Raw genomic sequence first — 15,770 nt, forward strand, 5'->3', positions numbered from 1 at the left:
CCTCGCAGATAGGAACACCGTGCCCCAGACGCCGACCGACCTCCGTATCGGTGTCGTCCTTCCCGGACGCGAATCCGTCGTCGAACGCAACGACTACCCCCGCCACCTCGGCGAACTGAGCCGGAAGATCGAAGAGCTGGGGTACGACTCGATATGGGCCGGCGAGTCCCCGCTGGCCCGCTCCCGCATGAACCCGGTGCTCGCCCTGACGGCGGCGGCCACCACCACGGAGCGGGTCCAGCTGGGCACGGCCGTCCTGCTGCCGCTGCGCCCGCCGGTCCACCTGGCCCACGAACTCGCCTGCCTCGACCGGATATCCGGCGGCCGCTTCATCACGGGCCTCGGCTCCGGCTTCTCCTCCCCCGCCACCCAGGCCGAGTTCGCCGCCTACGGCATCCCGTTCAAGGAGCGCGTGGGCCGCATGCGGGAGACCCTGGAGATCTGCCGCGCCCTGTGGCGCGCGGAAGGCGAACCCGTCTCGTTCGACGGGAAGTACTACCGGCTGGAGGACGTGGCGCTGCTGCCCGTCACGGAGCGGCCGGCCGGTCCCCCGCTGTGGATGGCGCACTCCGGCCCGAAGATGCTGGAGCGCACCGGGCAGATCTACGACGGGTGGATGCCCACCAGCACCACCGCCGCGAACTACGAGAAGGGCTGGCTGCAGGTCCAGGAGGCCCGCGAGGCCGCCGGCCGGCCCGAGTCCGACGTCACCGGCGCCGTCTACCTCTCGGTCGCCGTGGACGAGAGCGCCGCGAAGGCCGAGGAGACGCTGAAGGCCTACTTCGGCGCCTACTACCGCCTCGACCTGCCCACGATGCGCACCACCCAGGGCATCTTCGGCGGCACCCCCGAGCAGGTCGCCGAGTGGCTCGCCGGCTACGTCGAGGCGGGCGCCCGCCACCTCGTCCTCCGGCTGCCCACCCCCGACCTCCACGAGCCGAGCTACAGAGCCGCCCTGGAGCGGACCGCCGAGCAGCTGCTGCCGCTGCTGCGCGGCCTCGCATGAGCGCCGTCCAGCACACCGGCACTGCAGGGCGGTCCCGGGCCGGGCAGCGCAGCGTCTGGCTCGCCGCCTGGCCCCTGACCGCCGTGTTCATGCTGTCCAACGCGCCGACCCCGCTGTTCGTCCTGTGGCAGCACCGGATCGGTTTCGGCACCGGCACCCTGACGGTCGTCTTCGCCTCGTACATCGGCGGGCTGCTCGTGGCCCTGCCGGTGGCGGGCGTGCTGTCGGACCGCTACGGCAGACGGACCGTCCTCGTCCCGGCCGTGCTGTCCGCCCTCCTCGCCTGCCTGCTCTACGCCACGGCCGGAAGCGTTGCCGCCCTGCTGGCCGCGCGGCTGCTGACCGGCCTCGCGGTGGGCGGCACGGTGGCGGCCGGCATGGCGGCCGTGTCCGACATCGGCGGCCCCGAACGGCGCCGGCAGGCCTCGCTGGCCGGGTCGGTGGCCATGGGCACCGGCCTGGCGTCGGGCCCGCTCCTGGCCGGCTGCGCGGCCCAGCTGCTCCCGGCCCCGACGGTGACGGTCTTCGTCGCCGAGGCCGTCCTGCTGCTGTCCGCCCTGCTGGTCGTCCGCACCCTGCCGCAGGTGCGCCGCGAAGGCGGCGGCTCGTGGCTGCGCATGCCCTCCGTCCCCCGGCCCAACCGGCGGGACCTGCTGGTGAGCCTGGCCGCGTACATGCCCGGCATGACCGGCACCTCGTTCCTGCTGGCGCTCGGCCCGTCGATGCTGGCGGACCTCCTCGGCACGACGAACCGGATCGTGGCGGGCGGCTCGGCCTTCGTGATGTTCGGCGCGTCGACCGCCGTGCAGTTCTTCGTCAGCCGGTGGCGGCCCCACCGCCTCCTCGCCGTGGCGACGCTCTCGACCGCCGCGGGCATGCTGCTGGTGATCCTGGCCGTCCGGGCCGAGTCGATCTGGCTGCTGCTCGCCGCGGCCGTGCTGGCCGGCACCGGCCAGGGGATGGGCCAGCTCGGCGGCTTCTCCCTGCTGAACGCGCGGGTACCGGCGCTCCGGCTGGCCGAGTCGAACGCGGCCCTGAGCGCGTGGGGCTACCTCTTCGCCGGCATCCTCCCCGTCGGCACCGGCTACCTCAGCGACGCCAAGGGCATCGGCTTCAGCTCCTCCCTCCTCGGCCTGGTCGTGGCGGGGGCGGCGCTGACCGGCACGCTGTTCGTCGCGCGGCTGGGACGGCAGGAAGAGCAAACGGCATGAAAAAAGACCCCTCCGGCCTGTTTTTCCACAGGTCGGAGGGGTCTTGTGCGTGGAGCCTAGGGGAGTCGAACCCCTGACATCTGCCATGCAAAGACAGCGCTCTACCAACTGAGCTAAGGCCCCGTCGCCGACCAGACTACCCGGTGCCCACGGTGTTTTCCGACCGGGTATCGCCGGGGCCCGGCACTCTCCGTAGGATGCACCGCAAGATTCGCTGCAGCGAAGCGAAGGGGAGAGCGAGATGGACGCAGCACAGCAGGAAGCCACCGCCCGCGCACGGGAGCTGCAGCGGAGCTGGTACGGAGAGCCGCTGGGGGCGCTCTTCCGCCGTCTCATCGACGATCTCGGCCTCAACCAGGCCCGGCTCGCCTCCGTGCTCGGCCTGTCGGCCCCCATGCTCTCCCAGCTGATGAGCGGCCAGCGGGCGAAGATCGGCAACCCCGCGGTGGTGCAGCGGGTCCAGGCGCTGCAGGACCTCTCCCGGCAGGTCGCGGACGGCACCGTGAGCGCCGCCGAGGCCGCCGACCGGATGGAGGAGGTCAAGAAGAGCTCGGGCGGCTCCGTCCTCAACTCCACGCAGACGACGGCCAGCAGCGGTGCGCCGACCGTCCGCCGGGTGGTCCGCGAGATCCAGTCGCTGCTGCGCTCCGTGGCCGGCGCCGGCGACATCATCGAGGCCGCGCAGAGCCTCGCCCCCACGCACCCCGAACTCGCCGAGTTCCTGCGGGTGTACGGAGCCGGGCGGACCGCCGAGGCGGTCGCGCACTACGAGGCCCACCAGAGCTGACCGCGCGCACGCGATGGGTGAGCTCTTCGCCGGGCGCTACGAGCTGGTGGACCCGATCGGGCGCGGCGGGGTGGGGGCCGTCTGGCGCGCCTGGGACCGGCGGCGGTGCCGCTACGTGGCCGCCAAGGTCCTCCAGCAGAGCGACGCCCACACCCTGCTGAGGTTCGTCCGCGAGCAGGGGTTACGGATCGACCACCCCCACGTGGTCGCCCCGATGAGCTGGGCGGCCGACGACGACAAGGTGCTGTTCACCATGGACGTGGTGAGCGGCGGCTCCCTCGCCCACCTGATCGGCGACTACGGCGCCCTTCCGCCGCACTACGTGTGCGTGCTGCTGGACCAGCTGCTGTCCGGCCTCGCGGCGGTGCACGCCGAAGGCGTGGTGCACCGCGACATCAAGCCCGCCAACGTCCTGCTGGAGGCGACCGGGACCGGCCGGCCCCACGTCCGGCTCTCCGACTTCGGCATCGCCATGCGGAAGGGCGAGCCCCGCCTCACGGACGCCAACTACGTGATGGGCACACCCGGTTATTTCGCGCCGGAGCAAATGCTGGGCGAGGAGCCCGATTTCCCCGCCGACCTCTATGCGGTCGGCCTCACCGCGCTCTATCTCCTGACCGGCTGCAAACCCGACGCCGAAGCCCTCGTGGAGCGCTTCGCCGAGCACGGCACTCCCTGCGCCCCGGAAGAGGTCCCCGAGCCGCTCTGGCAGGTGATTGCGGGCCTCCTGCAGCCCGAACCGGGGCTGCGCTTCCGTACGGCCACGGGCGCGCGCAAGGCGCTCGCCGCGGCGGTGGAATTGCTGCCGCCCCCCGCGGCGGACGAGGAGCCCATCGAGGTCTTCGACCAGCTCGGGCCGCTGCCCGCGGGATTCGGCCCGGACGGCCCGGAGCGCCCGCCGGGGCCGGTCCCGCCGCCCCTGCCGGCCTATCCGCCCGCCCCGGTGCTCCCGGCTTTCCCGGCGCCCCTGGCGCCCGTGCCGAGGCCGCCGCTCACCCGCCCGTACACCGTGCTGGAGCCCTTACGGGAGCCCGCATTCGAGCCCTCCCGGAGGCTTGCACGGCGGCCCGCACGACGGGCGGCACGACGGGCGGCACGCGCCCCCGGGCCGCCGGCGAAGGTGGCCGTGCCGGTGCTGATCGTCGCGCTGCTCTGCCTGGGGATCGGCATCTGGGCGCTCAAAGCCGCATAAATTGCTTTCGCAACACAACCATTTGCAGGCGAAAACGGTGGGAGTGTCCGAAAACAGCAGGGCCCCGGCCGTGTCGGCCGGGGCCCTGCTCAGGACTCGTTTTGTCTCACACACCCGAACCTGCGGGCACGGAGTCGGTCGCCTCCGTCCACAGGTCCTGCTCGGCGCGATCCGCCTGGATCTGGCGGTACACGAGGAGCCCGCCGATGGCGGCCAGTGCGACCAGGAGGAGCTTCTTCACCGCGCGACCTCGTCTTTCCTTGACGTAAGGGGACCTCTGGTGGCCGATGATACACACCGGCCGATACCGATCGGTGACCTGTGCGGCGGCCGGTCCGCCCGCCGGTCGCGCGCCCAACTCCCGGCCGGGAAAAACAGATCGGCCCGGGCGGAGAAATCTCCGTCCGGGCCGATCGTGCGGTGGGGCTAACAGGACTTGAACCTGTGGCCTCTTCCTTATCAGGGAAGCGCTCTAACCGTCTGAGCTATAGCCCCGCGCGACACCGAAAGATTAGCGCACTTGGGGCCCAGTCCCAAAATCCTGCCTGGCCGGGCCCCTGCGCACGGCTATTCGTCCTCGGCGAGGGTCAGCTCCACGCCGCCCACGAAGCCCGCCGAGAGGTTGTAGACGAAGGCCCCCAGGGTGGCCAGGGCGGTGGCCAGGACCACGTTGATCACCGCGATGACCGACGTGAAGAGGAGCACCCGGGGCAGCGACAGGAACGACTGCAGATCGAAGCCGCCGCCGTCGCTGGAGGTCGTGGCGTCGCTGATCGTGCCGCCGACGGTCGAGAAGACGCCCATGGCGTCCATGACCGACCACAGCACGGCCGCCGCGACGATCGTGCAGATGCCCAGCGCGATCGACAGCAGGAAGCTGACCTTCATCACCGACCACGGGTCGGCCTTGGCCACCCGCAGCCGCGCGGTGCGCGTGCGGGGCGCGGGACGCCCCGCCGGAGCGGGCGCGGCACCGGAGGCCCCGCCGTTCAGCACGGGCTCCTGCCGGGCCGCAGGGCGCGGAACGGCCGCGGCCGCGCCACCGCCCTGGCGGGGCTCCTGCGAGGCCGCCTGGGGGGCGGCAGAGCCCTTGCCCGCGGCGCCCTTCTTGAGGGAGCCCGCGGCACTCTTGGGGCCGTTGTCCTGGCCGGGGATACGGGGCGGAGCCTTGACGGCGTTCCGCGGGTCGGCCGCGGGGGCCGCCTTCGCCGCACCCTTCACGACGGGCTTCGCGGCAGGCTTGCCGCCGGTCTCCTCAGCGCTCTTGGTGTCATCCGCCACGGCTGCAGCCTTCCCGGCCTCGGCGGCCTTCACGTCTGCGGACTGCGCGGCCTCGGAGCTCGCGGTCTTCGCCGCCTTCCCGGACTTCCCTGCCGCACCCCCGGCCTCGGCCTTCCCGGCCGCCCCGGCCTTGCCGGTCTTCCCCGGGCCCGCCGGCGGCTCGTAGGCCTGCGGCGGGTGGTAGGGCTCCGGCTCTCGGGTGTCCGTCAACGTCCCCCCTCGGGAGTCGGCGTCCGCGGCGGAGCCACGGGCGCCGGCCTGATCGGTAGCAGGTGCGGCGGTAGTGCTGCGCTCGGCACCTGCACCGCTTGCCGCGGCGCCCGTGGCTCGACTCACGACTTACTCCTCGGTGTTTCCTGCCGGGGCGGATGCGCCCTCGGCGCCCTGGGCCCCGTCGCCCTCGGCTGCATCGGCCAACTCCTCGACCTCTTCAGCCTCGCGACCGGCCTCGGCGTTCCTCGCGATGCCCACGACGGCATCGCGCTTGCCCAAGTTGATCAGCTGGACGCCCATGGTGTCACGGCCCGTCTCCCTGACCTCGCTGACCCGTGTGCGGATCACGCCGCCGCCGAGCGTAATGGCAAGGATCTCGTCGGTCTCCTCGACCACCAGCGCGCCGACCAGCGAGCCACGATCCTCCACGATCTTGGCCGCCTTGATACCGAGGCCGCCCCTGCCCTGAACGCGGTACTCGTCCACGTTCGACCGCTTCGCGTAGCCGCCGTCCGTGGCGGTGAAGACGAACGTCCCCGGGCGCACGACGCTCATGGAGAGCAGCTCGTCGCCCTCGCGGAAGCTCATGCCCTTGACGCCGGAGGTGGCCCGGCCCATCGGGCGGAGGGCTTCATCCGTGGCGGTGAACCGGATGGACTGCGCCTTCTTGCTGATCAGCAGCAGGTCGTCCGCGGCGGAGACCAGCTCGGCACCGATCAGCTCGTCCTCGGCACCGCTGTCCGTCTCGCGCAGGTTGATGGCGATGACGCCGCCGGACCGCGGGGAGTCGTAGTCCTTGAGCGGGGTCTTCTTCACCAGGCCGGACTTGGTGGCGAGCACCAGGTACGGCGCGACGTCGTAGTCGCGGACGGCGAGGATCTGGGCGATCTTCTCGTCCGGCTGGAAGGCCAGCAGGTTGGCCACGTGCTGGCCGCGGGCGTCGCGCCCGGCGTCCGGCAGCTCGTAGGCCTTGGCGCGGTAGACCCGGCCCTTGTTGGTGAAGAACAGCAGCCAGTGGTGCGTGGTGGAGACGAAGAAGTGGTCGACGATGTCGTCTTCCTTGAGCTTCGTGCCCCGCACGCCCTTGCCGCCGCGCTTCTGCGAGCGGTAGTCGTCGGTCTTCGTGCGCTTCACGTAGCCGCCACGGGTGATCGTGACGACGATGTCCTCCTCGGCGATCAGGTCCTCGATGGACATGTCACCGTCGAAGGGCACCAGCGCCGAACGCCGGTCCTCGCCGAACTTGTCGACGATCGCCGTGAGTTCCTCGCTGATGATCTGGCGCTGGCGCTCGGGCGAGGCGAGGATCGCGTTGTACTCGTTGATCTTCGCCTGGAGCTCGTCGTGCTCCGCCACGATCTTCTGGCGCTCCAGGGCGGCCAGCCGGCGCAGCTGCATCTCCAGGATCGCGTTGGCCTGGATCTCGTCGATCTGCAGCAGGCCCATCAGGCCCTCGCGGGCGACGTCGACGGTGTCGCTGCGCCGGATCAGCGCGATGACCTCGTCGATGGCGTCCAGGGCCTTCAGCAGGCCGCGCAGGATGTGGGCGCGCTCCTCGGCCTTGCGCAGCCGGAAGCGGGTGCGCCGGACGATGACCTCGATCTGGTGCGTCACCCAGTTGCGGATGAACGCGTCGAGGGAGAGGGTGCGCGGCACGCCGTCGACCAGGGCCAGCATGTTGGCGCCGAAGTTGGACTGCAGGTCGGTGTGCTTGTAGAGGTTGTTCAGGACGACCTTGGCGACCGCGTCCCGCTTGAGGACGATCACCAGGCGCTGGCCCGTGCGGGAGGAGGTCTCGTCGCGGACGTCGGCGATGCCGCCGATCCTGCCGTCCTTCACCAGGTCGGCGATCTTCTGCGCGAGGTTGTCCGGGTTGACCTGGTAGGGCAGCTCGGTGACCACCAGGCACTGGCGGTTCTGGATCTCCTCGACCGCGACGACGGCGCGCATGGTGATCGAGCCGCGGCCGGTGCGGTAGGCCTCCTCGATGCCCTTGCGGCCCACCACGAGGGCGCCGGTCGGGAAGTCGGGGCCCTTGATCCGCTCGATGAGCGCGTCGAGCAGTTCCTCGGAGCTCGCCTCCGGGTTGGCGAGGAACCACTGGGCGCCCTCGGCGACCTCGCGGAGGTTGTGCGGCGGGATGTTGGTGGCCATGCCGACCGCGATGCCCGCGGAGCCGTTGACCAGCAGGTTGGGGATGCGCGACGGCAGGACCGTCGGCTCCTGGTTGCGGCCGTCGTAGTTGTCCTGGAAGTCGACGGTCTCCTCGTCGATGTCCCGGACCATCTCCATGGACAGCGGCGCCATCTTGCACTCGGTGTACCGCATGGCGGCGGCCGGGTCGTTGCCCGGGGAACCGAAGTTGCCGTTGGAGTCCACCAGCGGCATCCGCATGGCCCAGGGCTGGGCGAGGCGGACGAGGGCGTCGTAGATGGAGGCGTCGCCGTGCGGGTGGTACGTACCCATGACGTCACCCACGACGCGGGCGCACTTGTAGAAGCCCTTCTCGGGGCGGTAGCCGCCGTCGTACATCGCGTAGAGCACGCGGCGGTGCACCGGCTTCAGGCCGTCGCGGACGTCGGGCAGCGCACGCGAGACGATCACGCTCATCGCGTAGTCGAGGTAGGAGCGCTGCATCTCCGTCTCGAGCCCGACGGGCTCGACGCGCATGCCCACGCCCTCCAGCGGGGCGGGCGCGCCCTCGGGGGTCACCTCGGGCACGGGGGCGGTGGGGGTCTCAGGGGTTTCGTCGGCCATGGGTGTTCAAAGTCCTTTCGCGCTGCGGCTGTCTCGGGTGGGGCCGACAGGCTCAGATGTCGAGGAAGCGGACGTCCTTGGCGTTGCGCTGGATGAAGGAGCGCCGTGCCTCGACGTCCTCGCCCATGAGCACCGAGAACAGGTCGTCCGCCTGCGCGGCGTCGTCCAGGGTGACCTGGCCGAGGACGCGGTGGTCGACGTCCATGGTGGTCACGCGCAGCTCCTCGGCGTTCATCTCGCCGAGACCCTTGAAGCGCTGGACCGAGTCGTCCTTGATCCGCTTGCCGTTCTCCCGGCCGAGCTGGATCAGGGCGTCGCGCTCGCGGTCGGAGTACGCGTACTCGAAGTCGTCCCGGCCCCACTTGATCTTGTAGAGCGGGGGACGGGAGAGGTAGACGTGCCCGGCCTCGACCAGCGGCCGCATAAAGCGGAAGAGGAAGGTGAGCAGCAGGGTGTTGATGTGCTGGCCGTCGACGTCGGCGTCCGCCATCAGAATGATCTTGTGATAGCGGAGCTTCGCGATGTCGAAGTCCTCGTGCACACCGGTGCCGAAGGCGGAGATCAGCGCCTGGATCTCCTGGTTCTGCAGGATCTTGTCGATCCGGGCCTTCTCCACGTTGAGGATCTTGCCGCGGATCGGGAGGATCGCCTGGTACTGCGGGTTCCGGCCGGACTTGGCCGAGCCGCCGGCGGAGTCACCCTCGACGATGAAGATCTCGCACTTGGCCGGCTCGTTCGACTGGCAGTCGGACAGCTTGCCCGGCAGCGACGCCGTCTCCAGCAGGCCCTTGCGGCGGGTGAGGTCACGGGCCTTGCGGGCCGCGACGCGCGCCGTGGCGGCCTGGATGGACTTGCGGATGATGTCCGCGGCCTCGTTGGGGTTGCGGTCCAGCCAGTCGGTCAGCTGCTCGTGGACGACCTTCTGCACGAAGGTCTTGGCCTCGGTGTTGCCCAGCTTGGTCTTGGTCTGGCCCTCGAACTGCGGCTCGCCGAGCTTGACCGAGATGATCGCCGTCAGGCCCTCGCGGATGTCGTCGCCCGTGAGGTTGTCGTCCTTCTCGCGGAGCAGCTTCTTGTCGCGCGCGTAGCGGTTGATCAGACCGGTGAGCGCCGCGCGGAAGCCCTCCTCGTGCGTGCCGCCCTCGTGGGTGTGGATGGTGTTGGCGAAGCTGTAGACACCCTCGGTGTACTGGGTGTTCCACTGCATCGCGACCTCGAGGGAGAGCATCCGCTCCTTGTCCTCGGCTTCGAAGTCGATCACGGTGGGGTGAACGACCTCGCCCTTGCGCGAGTTGAGGTAGCGGACGAAGTCGGAGATGCCGCCCTCGTAGTGGTAGCGGACGGTGAGGGGCTTGCCCTCCTCGTCCACGTGCGCCGGGCGCTCGTCCGTCAGCGAGATGGTGAGGCCCTTGTTGAGGAACGCCATCTCCTGGAAGCGCCGCGAGAGCGTCTCGAAGGAGTACTCGGTGGTCTCGAAGATGTCGCCGTCGGCCCAGAAGGTGACCGAGGTGCCCGTCTCGTCGGTCGGCTCGTTCTTCGCCAGCGGAGCGGTCGGCACGCCGAGCTTGTAGTCCTGGGTCCAGCGGTGGCCGTCGGTCTTCACCTCGACCGCGACGCGCGTGGACAGGGCGTTGACGACGGAGACGCCGACGCCGTGCAGACCGCCGGAGACGGCGTAGCCGCCACCGCCGAACTTGCCGCCCGCGTGCAGGACGGTCAGGACGACCTCGACGGCCGGCTTGCCCTCGGAGGGCACGATTCCGACCGGGATGCCACGGCCGTTGTCCACGACGCGCACGCCGCCGTCGGAGAGGATCGTGACGTCGATGGTGTCCGCGTGGCCCGCGAGGGCCTCGTCGACGGAGTTGTCCACGACCTCGTAGACGAGGTGGTGCAGGCCGCGCTCACCGGTCGAGCCGATGTACATGCCGGGCCGCTTGCGGACGGCGTCCAAGCCCTCCAGGACGGTGATCGCGCTGGCGTCGTAGGACACCGCACCGGGCGCGCCGGCAGGGGCGGCCCCGGCCGTCACGGCCGTGTCATCCGTAGAAGGGGTGGTGTTCTCGTTGGGGTTGCCGGAATCGGCCACGAAGCGCCCTTTCTGGCACAGCACAGGCCATCCCCGACTGCGGCGGGGAGACCCCACCCGAGGCAGGCAGGAGCGGCTGCGTCGTTCTGCGTTGGTCGACGAGTCCCGCGAGCCGGCGGGATTGCCACCAGTCTACCGGTAGCGCTGACATGAATGGGGGTTTGGCGGTGCCTGAGCCTGCACGTGCCGCCCTGAACCGGCATCAGCCGACTCCCTATATGCGCCCCCGGGCTCCGAGAGGCTCACAGCGGCACTCAGCGCTTCTGGCTGTCAACCGCCCGCTACCGTGAGCGGGGTCTCAGCGCCGGCCCCCTCGTCCCGGGAACCGACCCGCGTCACCTCGCGTCACTCCGGTCATCCGTAGGTGTCGCCCGGACCGGTGCTGCCGGGGGCGCGCAGCGAGCCGTAGCGGCGGCCGGGCCCGCCCGGGCCGAGCACCTTGATCGTCCGTACGGTGCCCTGCCCCAGGTCGTCGTTGAGCCGGGCCACGAGCTGCGGCGCCAGCAGCCGCAGCTGCGTCGCCCACGCCGTCGAGTCGCACTGCACCGTCAGGACGTGGGAGTCCTCGTCGAAGTTCTGCGGCGCGCAGTGCAGGGCCAGGGCGTCGCCCACGATCTGCGGCCAGCGGCCCATCACCCCGCCCACCGCCGCGGGCTTCTCCCAGCCCCGCTCGGTGATCAGCCGGTTGATCGCGGCGCCCAGCGGCAGCGGGTCGCGGCCGTCGGCGCGGGCGCCGGAGCGCAGTCCGCCACCGCGGCGCGCCTGCTTCTTCTGCTGGGCCGCGGCGCCCCGCGCCCGCGCCTGCTCCTTGGCCGCGCGCAGCGCCACCCGCGCCAGGTCCACGCCGGAGGGCTCGGGCTGCTTCGGGTGCTCGGAGGGCGTGTTCATACGCGCTCGACCTTGCCGTCCGAGACCGCGTACCGGGCGCCGGTGAGGACCTCCGGCACGTCGTCGTCCACCGCGGCGGTGACCAGCACCTGCTCGCCGTGGGCCACCAGCTCCGCCAGCCGCTCCCGGCGGCGGGCGTCCAGTTCGGCGAAGACGTCGTCCAGGACGAGCACCGGCTCGTTGCCCTCGGAGCGCAGCAGCTCGTACGAGGCCAGGCGCAGCGCCAGCGCGTACGACCAGGACTCGCCGTGGCTCGCGTACCCCTTGGCCGGCAGCTCCCCAAGCCGCAGGAGGAGGTCGTCGCGGTGCGGGCCGACCAGCGTCACGCCCCGCTCGATCTCCTGCTTGCGGGCCTCGGCGAGCGCGGTGAGCAGCGCCTCGTAGAGCTCCTCGCGGCCGCGGGCGCCCTCGGCGGCGGCGGGCCCGCGGTAGTCGAACGCCACCGGGCCGCCGCCGGGCGCCAGCTGCTCGTAGGCCTTGTCGGCCAGCGGCCGCAGCACGCCGATCAGGTCCAGCCGCTGGGCCAGCAGCTCGGCGCCGGCACGGGCCAGGTGCTGGTCCCAGATGTCGAGCGTGGACAGGTCCAGGCCGCGCCCGCCGTGGCGGCGGGCCATGGCCGCGCTCTTGAGGAGGGTGTTGCGCTGCTTGAGGACCCGCTCGTAGTCGGAGCGGACGCCCGCCATGCGCGGGGCGCGCGCGGTGATCAGCTCGTCCAGGAAGCGGCGGCGCTCGCCGGGGTCGCCCTTGACCAGGGCCAGGTCCTCGGGGGCGAACAGCACCGTGCGCACGATGCCGAGCACGTCGCGCGGCCTGACCTGGGACGACCTGTTGATCCGGGCGCGGTTGGCGCGGCCCGGGTTGAGCTCCAGCTCTATCAGCTGCTGCCGCTCGCCCTGCACGACGGAGGCCCGGACCACCGCGCGCTCGGCGCCCATCCGGACCAGCGGGGCGTCCGAGGAGACCCGGTGGCTGCCGAGGGTGGCCAGATAGCCGACGGCCTCGACGAGATTGGTCTTCCCCTGGCCGTTCGGCCCCACGAAAGCGGTGACGCCCGGGTCGAGGGAGACCTCGGCCCGGGCGTACGAGCGGAAGTCGGCCAGCGACAGATGCGTGACATGCATGGTGCGCCGACCTCTTCCGCTGTGTACTGCAGGTTCTGCTGGGTGTTGCTGGTGTTGCCAGTGCTACTGGTGCGCTGGTGCTACTTGCTCTCGACGGCGTGACCGCCGAACTGGTTGCGCAGGGCGGCGATCATCTTCATCTGCGGCGAGTCGTCCTGGCGGGACGCGAAGCGGGCGAAGAGCGACGCGGTGATCGCGGGCAGCGGCACGGCGTTGTCGATCGCGGCCTCGACCGTCCAGCGGCCCTCGCCGGAGTCGGAGGCGTAACCGCGCAGCTTGTCGAGGTGCTCGTCCTCGTCGAGGGCGTTGACGGCGAGGTCGAGCAGCCAGGAACGGATGACCGTGCCCTCCTGCCAGGAGCGGAAGACCTCGCGCACGTCGGTGACGGAGTCGACCTTCTCCAGGAGCTCCCAGCCCTCGGCGTAGGCCTGCATCATCGCGTACTCGATGCCGTTGTGGACCATCTTGGCGAAGTGGCCCGCACCGACCTTGCCGGCGTGGACGGCACCGAAGTCACCCTCGGGCTTGAGCGCGTCGAAGACCGGCTGGACGCGGGCGACGTTGGCGGGGTCGCCGCCGTACATCAGGGCGTAGCCGTTCTCCAGGCCCCAGACGCCGCCGGAGACGCCGCAGTCCACGAAGCCGATGCCCTTGGCACCCAGCTCCTCGGCGTGCTTCTCGTCGTCGGTCCAGCGGGAGTTGCCGCCGTCGACGACGATGTCGCCCGGGGAGAGCAGCTCGCCGAGCTCGTCGATCGTGGACTGGGTGGCGGCACCCGCGGGGACCATGACCCACACGACCCGCGGGCCCTGGAGGGAGTCGACCAGTTCCTTGAGGCTGCTGACATCCGCGAGGTCCGGGTTGCGGTCGTATCCGATGACGGTGTGGCCTGCGCGGCGGATGCGCTCGCGCATGTTGCCGCCCATCTTGCCGAGACCGACGAGACCGAGCTCCATGGGTGATCCTCTATGCCTTGAGTGGGTTCGTACCTGGGTCCGAGCCTACGCCGGGGAGACGCTGCACACCTGTGGGGCGGGGTCGCTCAAAAGGCCGCCGGACGGGCCTCACGAAAATCAGCCCGTCCGGCGTTTGAGGACCGGGGTCCGGGGCGGAGCCCCGGGAGGGCGAGCCTCAGCCGGACAGGCGCACCGGCATGCTGCGTTCTTGCGAGGAGCGACCCTCGCGCTCCCGGCCGGAGGCCTCGGCGCGCGCGCCGTTCACCGCCATCCTCAGCCGGACAGGCGCACCGGCATGATCAGGTACTTGTACGCGTCATCCGCCTCGGCATCCACCGCCGGCTTCCCGCTCAGCAGCGCCGGCTTCGTCGACGTCGTGAAGGACAGCTGGGCGACCGGCGAGTCGATGGCCGAAAGGCCCTCGAGCAGGAAGCCCGGGTTGAAGGCGATCGAGATGTCGTCGCCGTCGAGCTGCGCGTCCACGCGCTCCACAGCCTGTGCATCGTCGCTGGAGCCGGCCTCCAGGATCAGCACGCCCTGCTCGAAGCTCAGCCGCACCGGGGTGTTCCGCTCGGCGACGAGGGCCACGCGCTTGACGGCCTCGACGAACGGGGCGGTCTCGATCACGGCGACGGAGTTGAACTCCGTCGGGAAGAGCGTGCGGTACTTCGGCAGGTCGCCCTCGAGCAGACGCGTCGTCGTACGGCGGCCGGCGCCCTCGAAGCCGATCAGGCCCTCGCCCGCGCCGGAGCCGGACAGGGCGATCGAGACCGCGTCGCCGCCGCTGAGCGACTTGGCGGTGTCCAGCAGGGTCTTGGCGGGGACCAGGGCGACCGCGGAGATGTCCGGGGTCTCGGGCTTCCACATGAACTCGCGGACCGCGAAGCGGTAGCGGTCGGTGGAGGCCAGGGTGACGGTGTCGCCCTCGATCTCGATGCGGACACCGGTGAGTACCGGCAGCGTGTCGTCACGGCCGGCGGCGATGGCGACCTGCGCGGCCGCGGCGGCGAAGACCTCGGCAGGGACGGTGCCCGTGGCGGTGGGCATCTGCGGCAGCGCCGGGTACTCCTCCACAGGCAGGGTGTGGAGTGTGAATCGCGAGGAGCCGCAGACGACGGTGACGCGCACACCGTCGGTGGAGATTTCCACAGGCCTGTTGGGAAGTGCGCGGCAGATGTCGGCGAGGAGGCGGCCGGAGACGAGGACGGTGCCGTCCTCCTCCACGTCCGCGTCGACGGAGACGCGGGCCGAGACCTCGTAGTCGAAGCCGGAGAGGCTCAGGGAGCCGTCCTCGGCCTTCAGCAGGAGGCCCGCGAGGACGGGCACCGGCGGACGGGCCGGGAGGCTGCGGGCCGCCCAGGCCACTGCCTCCGCGAGTACATCGCGCTCCACCCGGATCTTCACCGGAACCGCCTCCTGCTTGTTGCTGGCTCGCCCTGCTGGCTTCTTCGTCGGCTGCTTGCCGGAGACCAGTCTGACGCACACCGCTGACAGCTCGTGCGTCTCGGGGTCAAGTCGGGTCGGAGGGCGTGGCGCGGTCCGCAGCCGAGTTGTGCACAGGACCCACTTCGAAACGAGTTCCCCGCTTGATCTCAGTGGTCGTAGTAGTAGGGCCTGTGGAAACGGTGGAAAACTGCCTTTGCCCAGCTCAGCGCCGCTTTTTTGTCCACCGGGCCTGTGGGCGGCGGCGGTGGATAAGCGGGGTGCGCTGTGGACCACGGAAAGTTCTGCACAGGCGGTGCACAGGCAGGGGGTACTTCTCCCCAGGGCTGTCCCCAGGTTTACCCAGGTTCCCCACAGCCCAATCCGGCACCTTGGTGTGACGCCTTTCACTCGGTGCGGTGAGAGGGGGTGTTTCGTTGCCGAACAGTGGACAGGGGTGTGGAAAGACTGTGTACAACATCCACTCTCCTGTGGGCGGCCGGTGGACAGCGGCGATGCCGCCTTGTGGGTGACACCGTCATCCACAGGCTGTGGAATCCCGTCGGCCACAAATCCACACCCGGCTGACCTCCACTGATGAGTTGTCAACAGCCTCCTCTGTGGACAGCGTCTGGACAACTTTGCGGTCCCCAGGGTGTGGACAGCCGGTCGGCGAGGAATCTGTGGAGAACCCCGGGTCAGCGGCACGTAATCGAACAGCGCTGTCCACGGCTGTGGACGCCGGAGGCCCCCTGGAGGCTCCCCGGAAGCCCCCGAGCCGTCCCCAAGTCGTCCCAAAGCTGCCTCCGGCACGCCTCCGGGACCGCGAAAAGGGCGCCCCGGGAAG

The 15,770-nt window shown here is 70.8% G+C and carries 12 protein-coding genes and 2 tRNA genes; 4 read left to right on the forward strand and 10 right to left on the reverse strand.

What is annotated here, in order from left to right; all coding sequences use genetic code 11:
• The first annotated feature begins 19 nt into the window (after positions 1 to 19).
• A complete protein-coding gene (locus ACFZCD_RS06415) occupies positions 20 to 1,006 on the forward strand; it encodes an LLM class flavin-dependent oxidoreductase (protein ID WP_391828500.1) in 987 nt (328 codons plus the stop codon).
• Positions 1,003 to 2,217, forward strand: coding sequence for an MFS transporter (locus tag ACFZCD_RS06420; protein ID WP_391828502.1), 1,215 nt, complete (start codon positions 1,003 to 1,005; stop codon positions 2,215 to 2,217). The genes ACFZCD_RS06415 and ACFZCD_RS06420 overlap by 4 nt, the downstream gene beginning before the upstream one ends.
• A gap of 50 nt (positions 2,218 to 2,267) precedes the next feature.
• Here ACFZCD_RS06420 and ACFZCD_RS06425 read toward each other — a convergent pair.
• Positions 2,268 to 2,340 (reverse strand) — tRNA-Ala (locus ACFZCD_RS06425).
• Positions 2,341 to 2,458: 118 nt separating this feature from the next.
• Between ACFZCD_RS06425 and ACFZCD_RS06430 the strand changes: the two genes are divergently transcribed.
• Together ACFZCD_RS06430 and ACFZCD_RS06435 are read left to right on the forward strand one after the other, a co-directional pair.
• Positions 2,459 to 3,004: a helix-turn-helix domain-containing protein gene (locus ACFZCD_RS06430; RefSeq protein WP_388626511.1), complete on the forward strand. Its 546-nt coding sequence runs from the start codon at positions 2,459 to 2,461 to the stop codon at positions 3,002 to 3,004.
• A gap of 13 nt (positions 3,005 to 3,017) precedes the next feature.
• Complete coding sequence (locus tag ACFZCD_RS06435; RefSeq protein ID WP_391828504.1) at positions 3,018 to 4,196, forward strand: serine/threonine-protein kinase; 1,179 nt, start codon at positions 3,018 to 3,020, stop codon at positions 4,194 to 4,196.
• A gap of 106 nt (positions 4,197 to 4,302) precedes the next feature.
• Here the strand turns inward: ACFZCD_RS06435 and ACFZCD_RS06440 are convergent, their stop codons facing one another.
• The 9 genes from ACFZCD_RS06440 to dnaN all read right to left on the reverse strand — a co-directional run bounded on the left by ACFZCD_RS06440 (position 4,303) and on the right by dnaN (position 14,905).
• Complete coding sequence (locus tag ACFZCD_RS06440; RefSeq protein ID WP_003958712.1) at positions 4,303 to 4,437, reverse strand: DLW-39 family protein; 135 nt, start codon at positions 4,435 to 4,437, stop codon at positions 4,303 to 4,305.
• Between the two features lie 180 nt (positions 4,438 to 4,617).
• Positions 4,618 to 4,691, reverse strand: a tRNA-Ile gene (locus tag ACFZCD_RS06445).
• Between the two features lie 72 nt (positions 4,692 to 4,763).
• Complete coding sequence (locus ACFZCD_RS06450; protein ID WP_391828506.1) at positions 4,764 to 5,687, reverse strand: DUF3566 domain-containing protein; 924 nt, start codon at positions 5,685 to 5,687, stop codon at positions 4,764 to 4,766.
• A 129-nt stretch (positions 5,688 to 5,816) separates the two neighbouring features.
• On the reverse strand, positions 5,817 to 8,447 hold the full coding sequence (gyrA, locus tag ACFZCD_RS06455) for a DNA gyrase subunit A (RefSeq protein ID WP_391828508.1): 2,631 nt from the start codon (positions 8,445 to 8,447) through the stop codon (positions 5,817 to 5,819).
• 52 nt (positions 8,448 to 8,499) lie between these two features.
• Complete coding sequence (gene gyrB, locus ACFZCD_RS06460; RefSeq protein WP_391828510.1) at positions 8,500 to 10,560, reverse strand: DNA topoisomerase (ATP-hydrolyzing) subunit B; 2,061 nt, start codon at positions 10,558 to 10,560, stop codon at positions 8,500 to 8,502.
• Between the two features lie 330 nt (positions 10,561 to 10,890).
• Positions 10,891 to 11,424, reverse strand: coding sequence for a DUF721 domain-containing protein (locus ACFZCD_RS06465; protein ID WP_391828512.1), 534 nt, complete (start codon positions 11,422 to 11,424; stop codon positions 10,891 to 10,893).
• Positions 11,421 to 12,545 (reverse strand): DNA replication/repair protein RecF, encoded by a 1,125-nt coding sequence (gene recF, locus ACFZCD_RS06470; RefSeq protein WP_391828514.1) that lies wholly within the window; start codon positions 12,543 to 12,545, stop codon positions 11,421 to 11,423. Before recF ends, ACFZCD_RS06465 begins: the two co-directional genes overlap by 4 nt.
• Before the next feature lie 80 nt (positions 12,546 to 12,625).
• The gene (gnd, locus tag ACFZCD_RS06475; RefSeq protein ID WP_391828516.1) at positions 12,626 to 13,501 is read right to left on the reverse strand and encodes a phosphogluconate dehydrogenase (NAD(+)-dependent, decarboxylating); all 876 of its coding nucleotides are present in this window, start codon (positions 13,499 to 13,501) and stop codon (positions 12,626 to 12,628) included.
• Positions 13,502 to 13,774: 273 nt separating this feature from the next.
• Entirely contained in the window at positions 13,775 to 14,905 is a 1,131-nt protein-coding gene (gene dnaN, locus ACFZCD_RS06480; protein WP_391828518.1) for a DNA polymerase III subunit beta, read from the reverse strand.
• Between the last annotated feature and the right edge of the window lie 865 nt (positions 14,906 to 15,770).

This window comes from Streptomyces sp. NPDC008001 (assembly GCF_042958085.1).
Classification (GTDB): Bacteria; Actinomycetota; Actinomycetes; order Streptomycetales; family Streptomycetaceae; genus Streptomyces.

What these genes read in the sequence shown, in the direction of transcription:
- ACFZCD_RS06420 (WP_391828502.1), top strand. Translation starts at nt 1,003, where the DNA reads ATGAGCGCCGTCCAGCACACCGGCACTGCAGGGCGGTCCCGGGCCGGG.
- gnd (WP_391828516.1), bottom strand. Translation starts at nt 13,501, where the DNA reads ATGGAGCTCGGTCTCGTCGGTCTCGGCAAGATGGGCGGCAACATGCGC.
- ACFZCD_RS06435 (WP_391828504.1), top strand. Translation starts at nt 3,018, where the DNA reads ATGGGTGAGCTCTTCGCCGGGCGCTACGAGCTGGTGGACCCGATCGGG.
- ACFZCD_RS06465 (WP_391828512.1), bottom strand. Translation starts at nt 11,424, where the DNA reads ATGAACACGCCCTCCGAGCACCCGAAGCAGCCCGAGCCCTCCGGCGTG.
- recF (WP_391828514.1), bottom strand. Translation starts at nt 12,545, where the DNA reads ATGCATGTCACGCATCTGTCGCTGGCCGACTTCCGCTCGTACGCCCGG.
- gyrA (WP_391828508.1), bottom strand. Translation starts at nt 8,447, where the DNA reads ATGGCCGACGAAACCCCTGAGACCCCCACCGCCCCCGTGCCCGAGGTG.
- ACFZCD_RS06430 (WP_388626511.1), top strand. Translation starts at nt 2,459, where the DNA reads ATGGACGCAGCACAGCAGGAAGCCACCGCCCGCGCACGGGAGCTGCAG.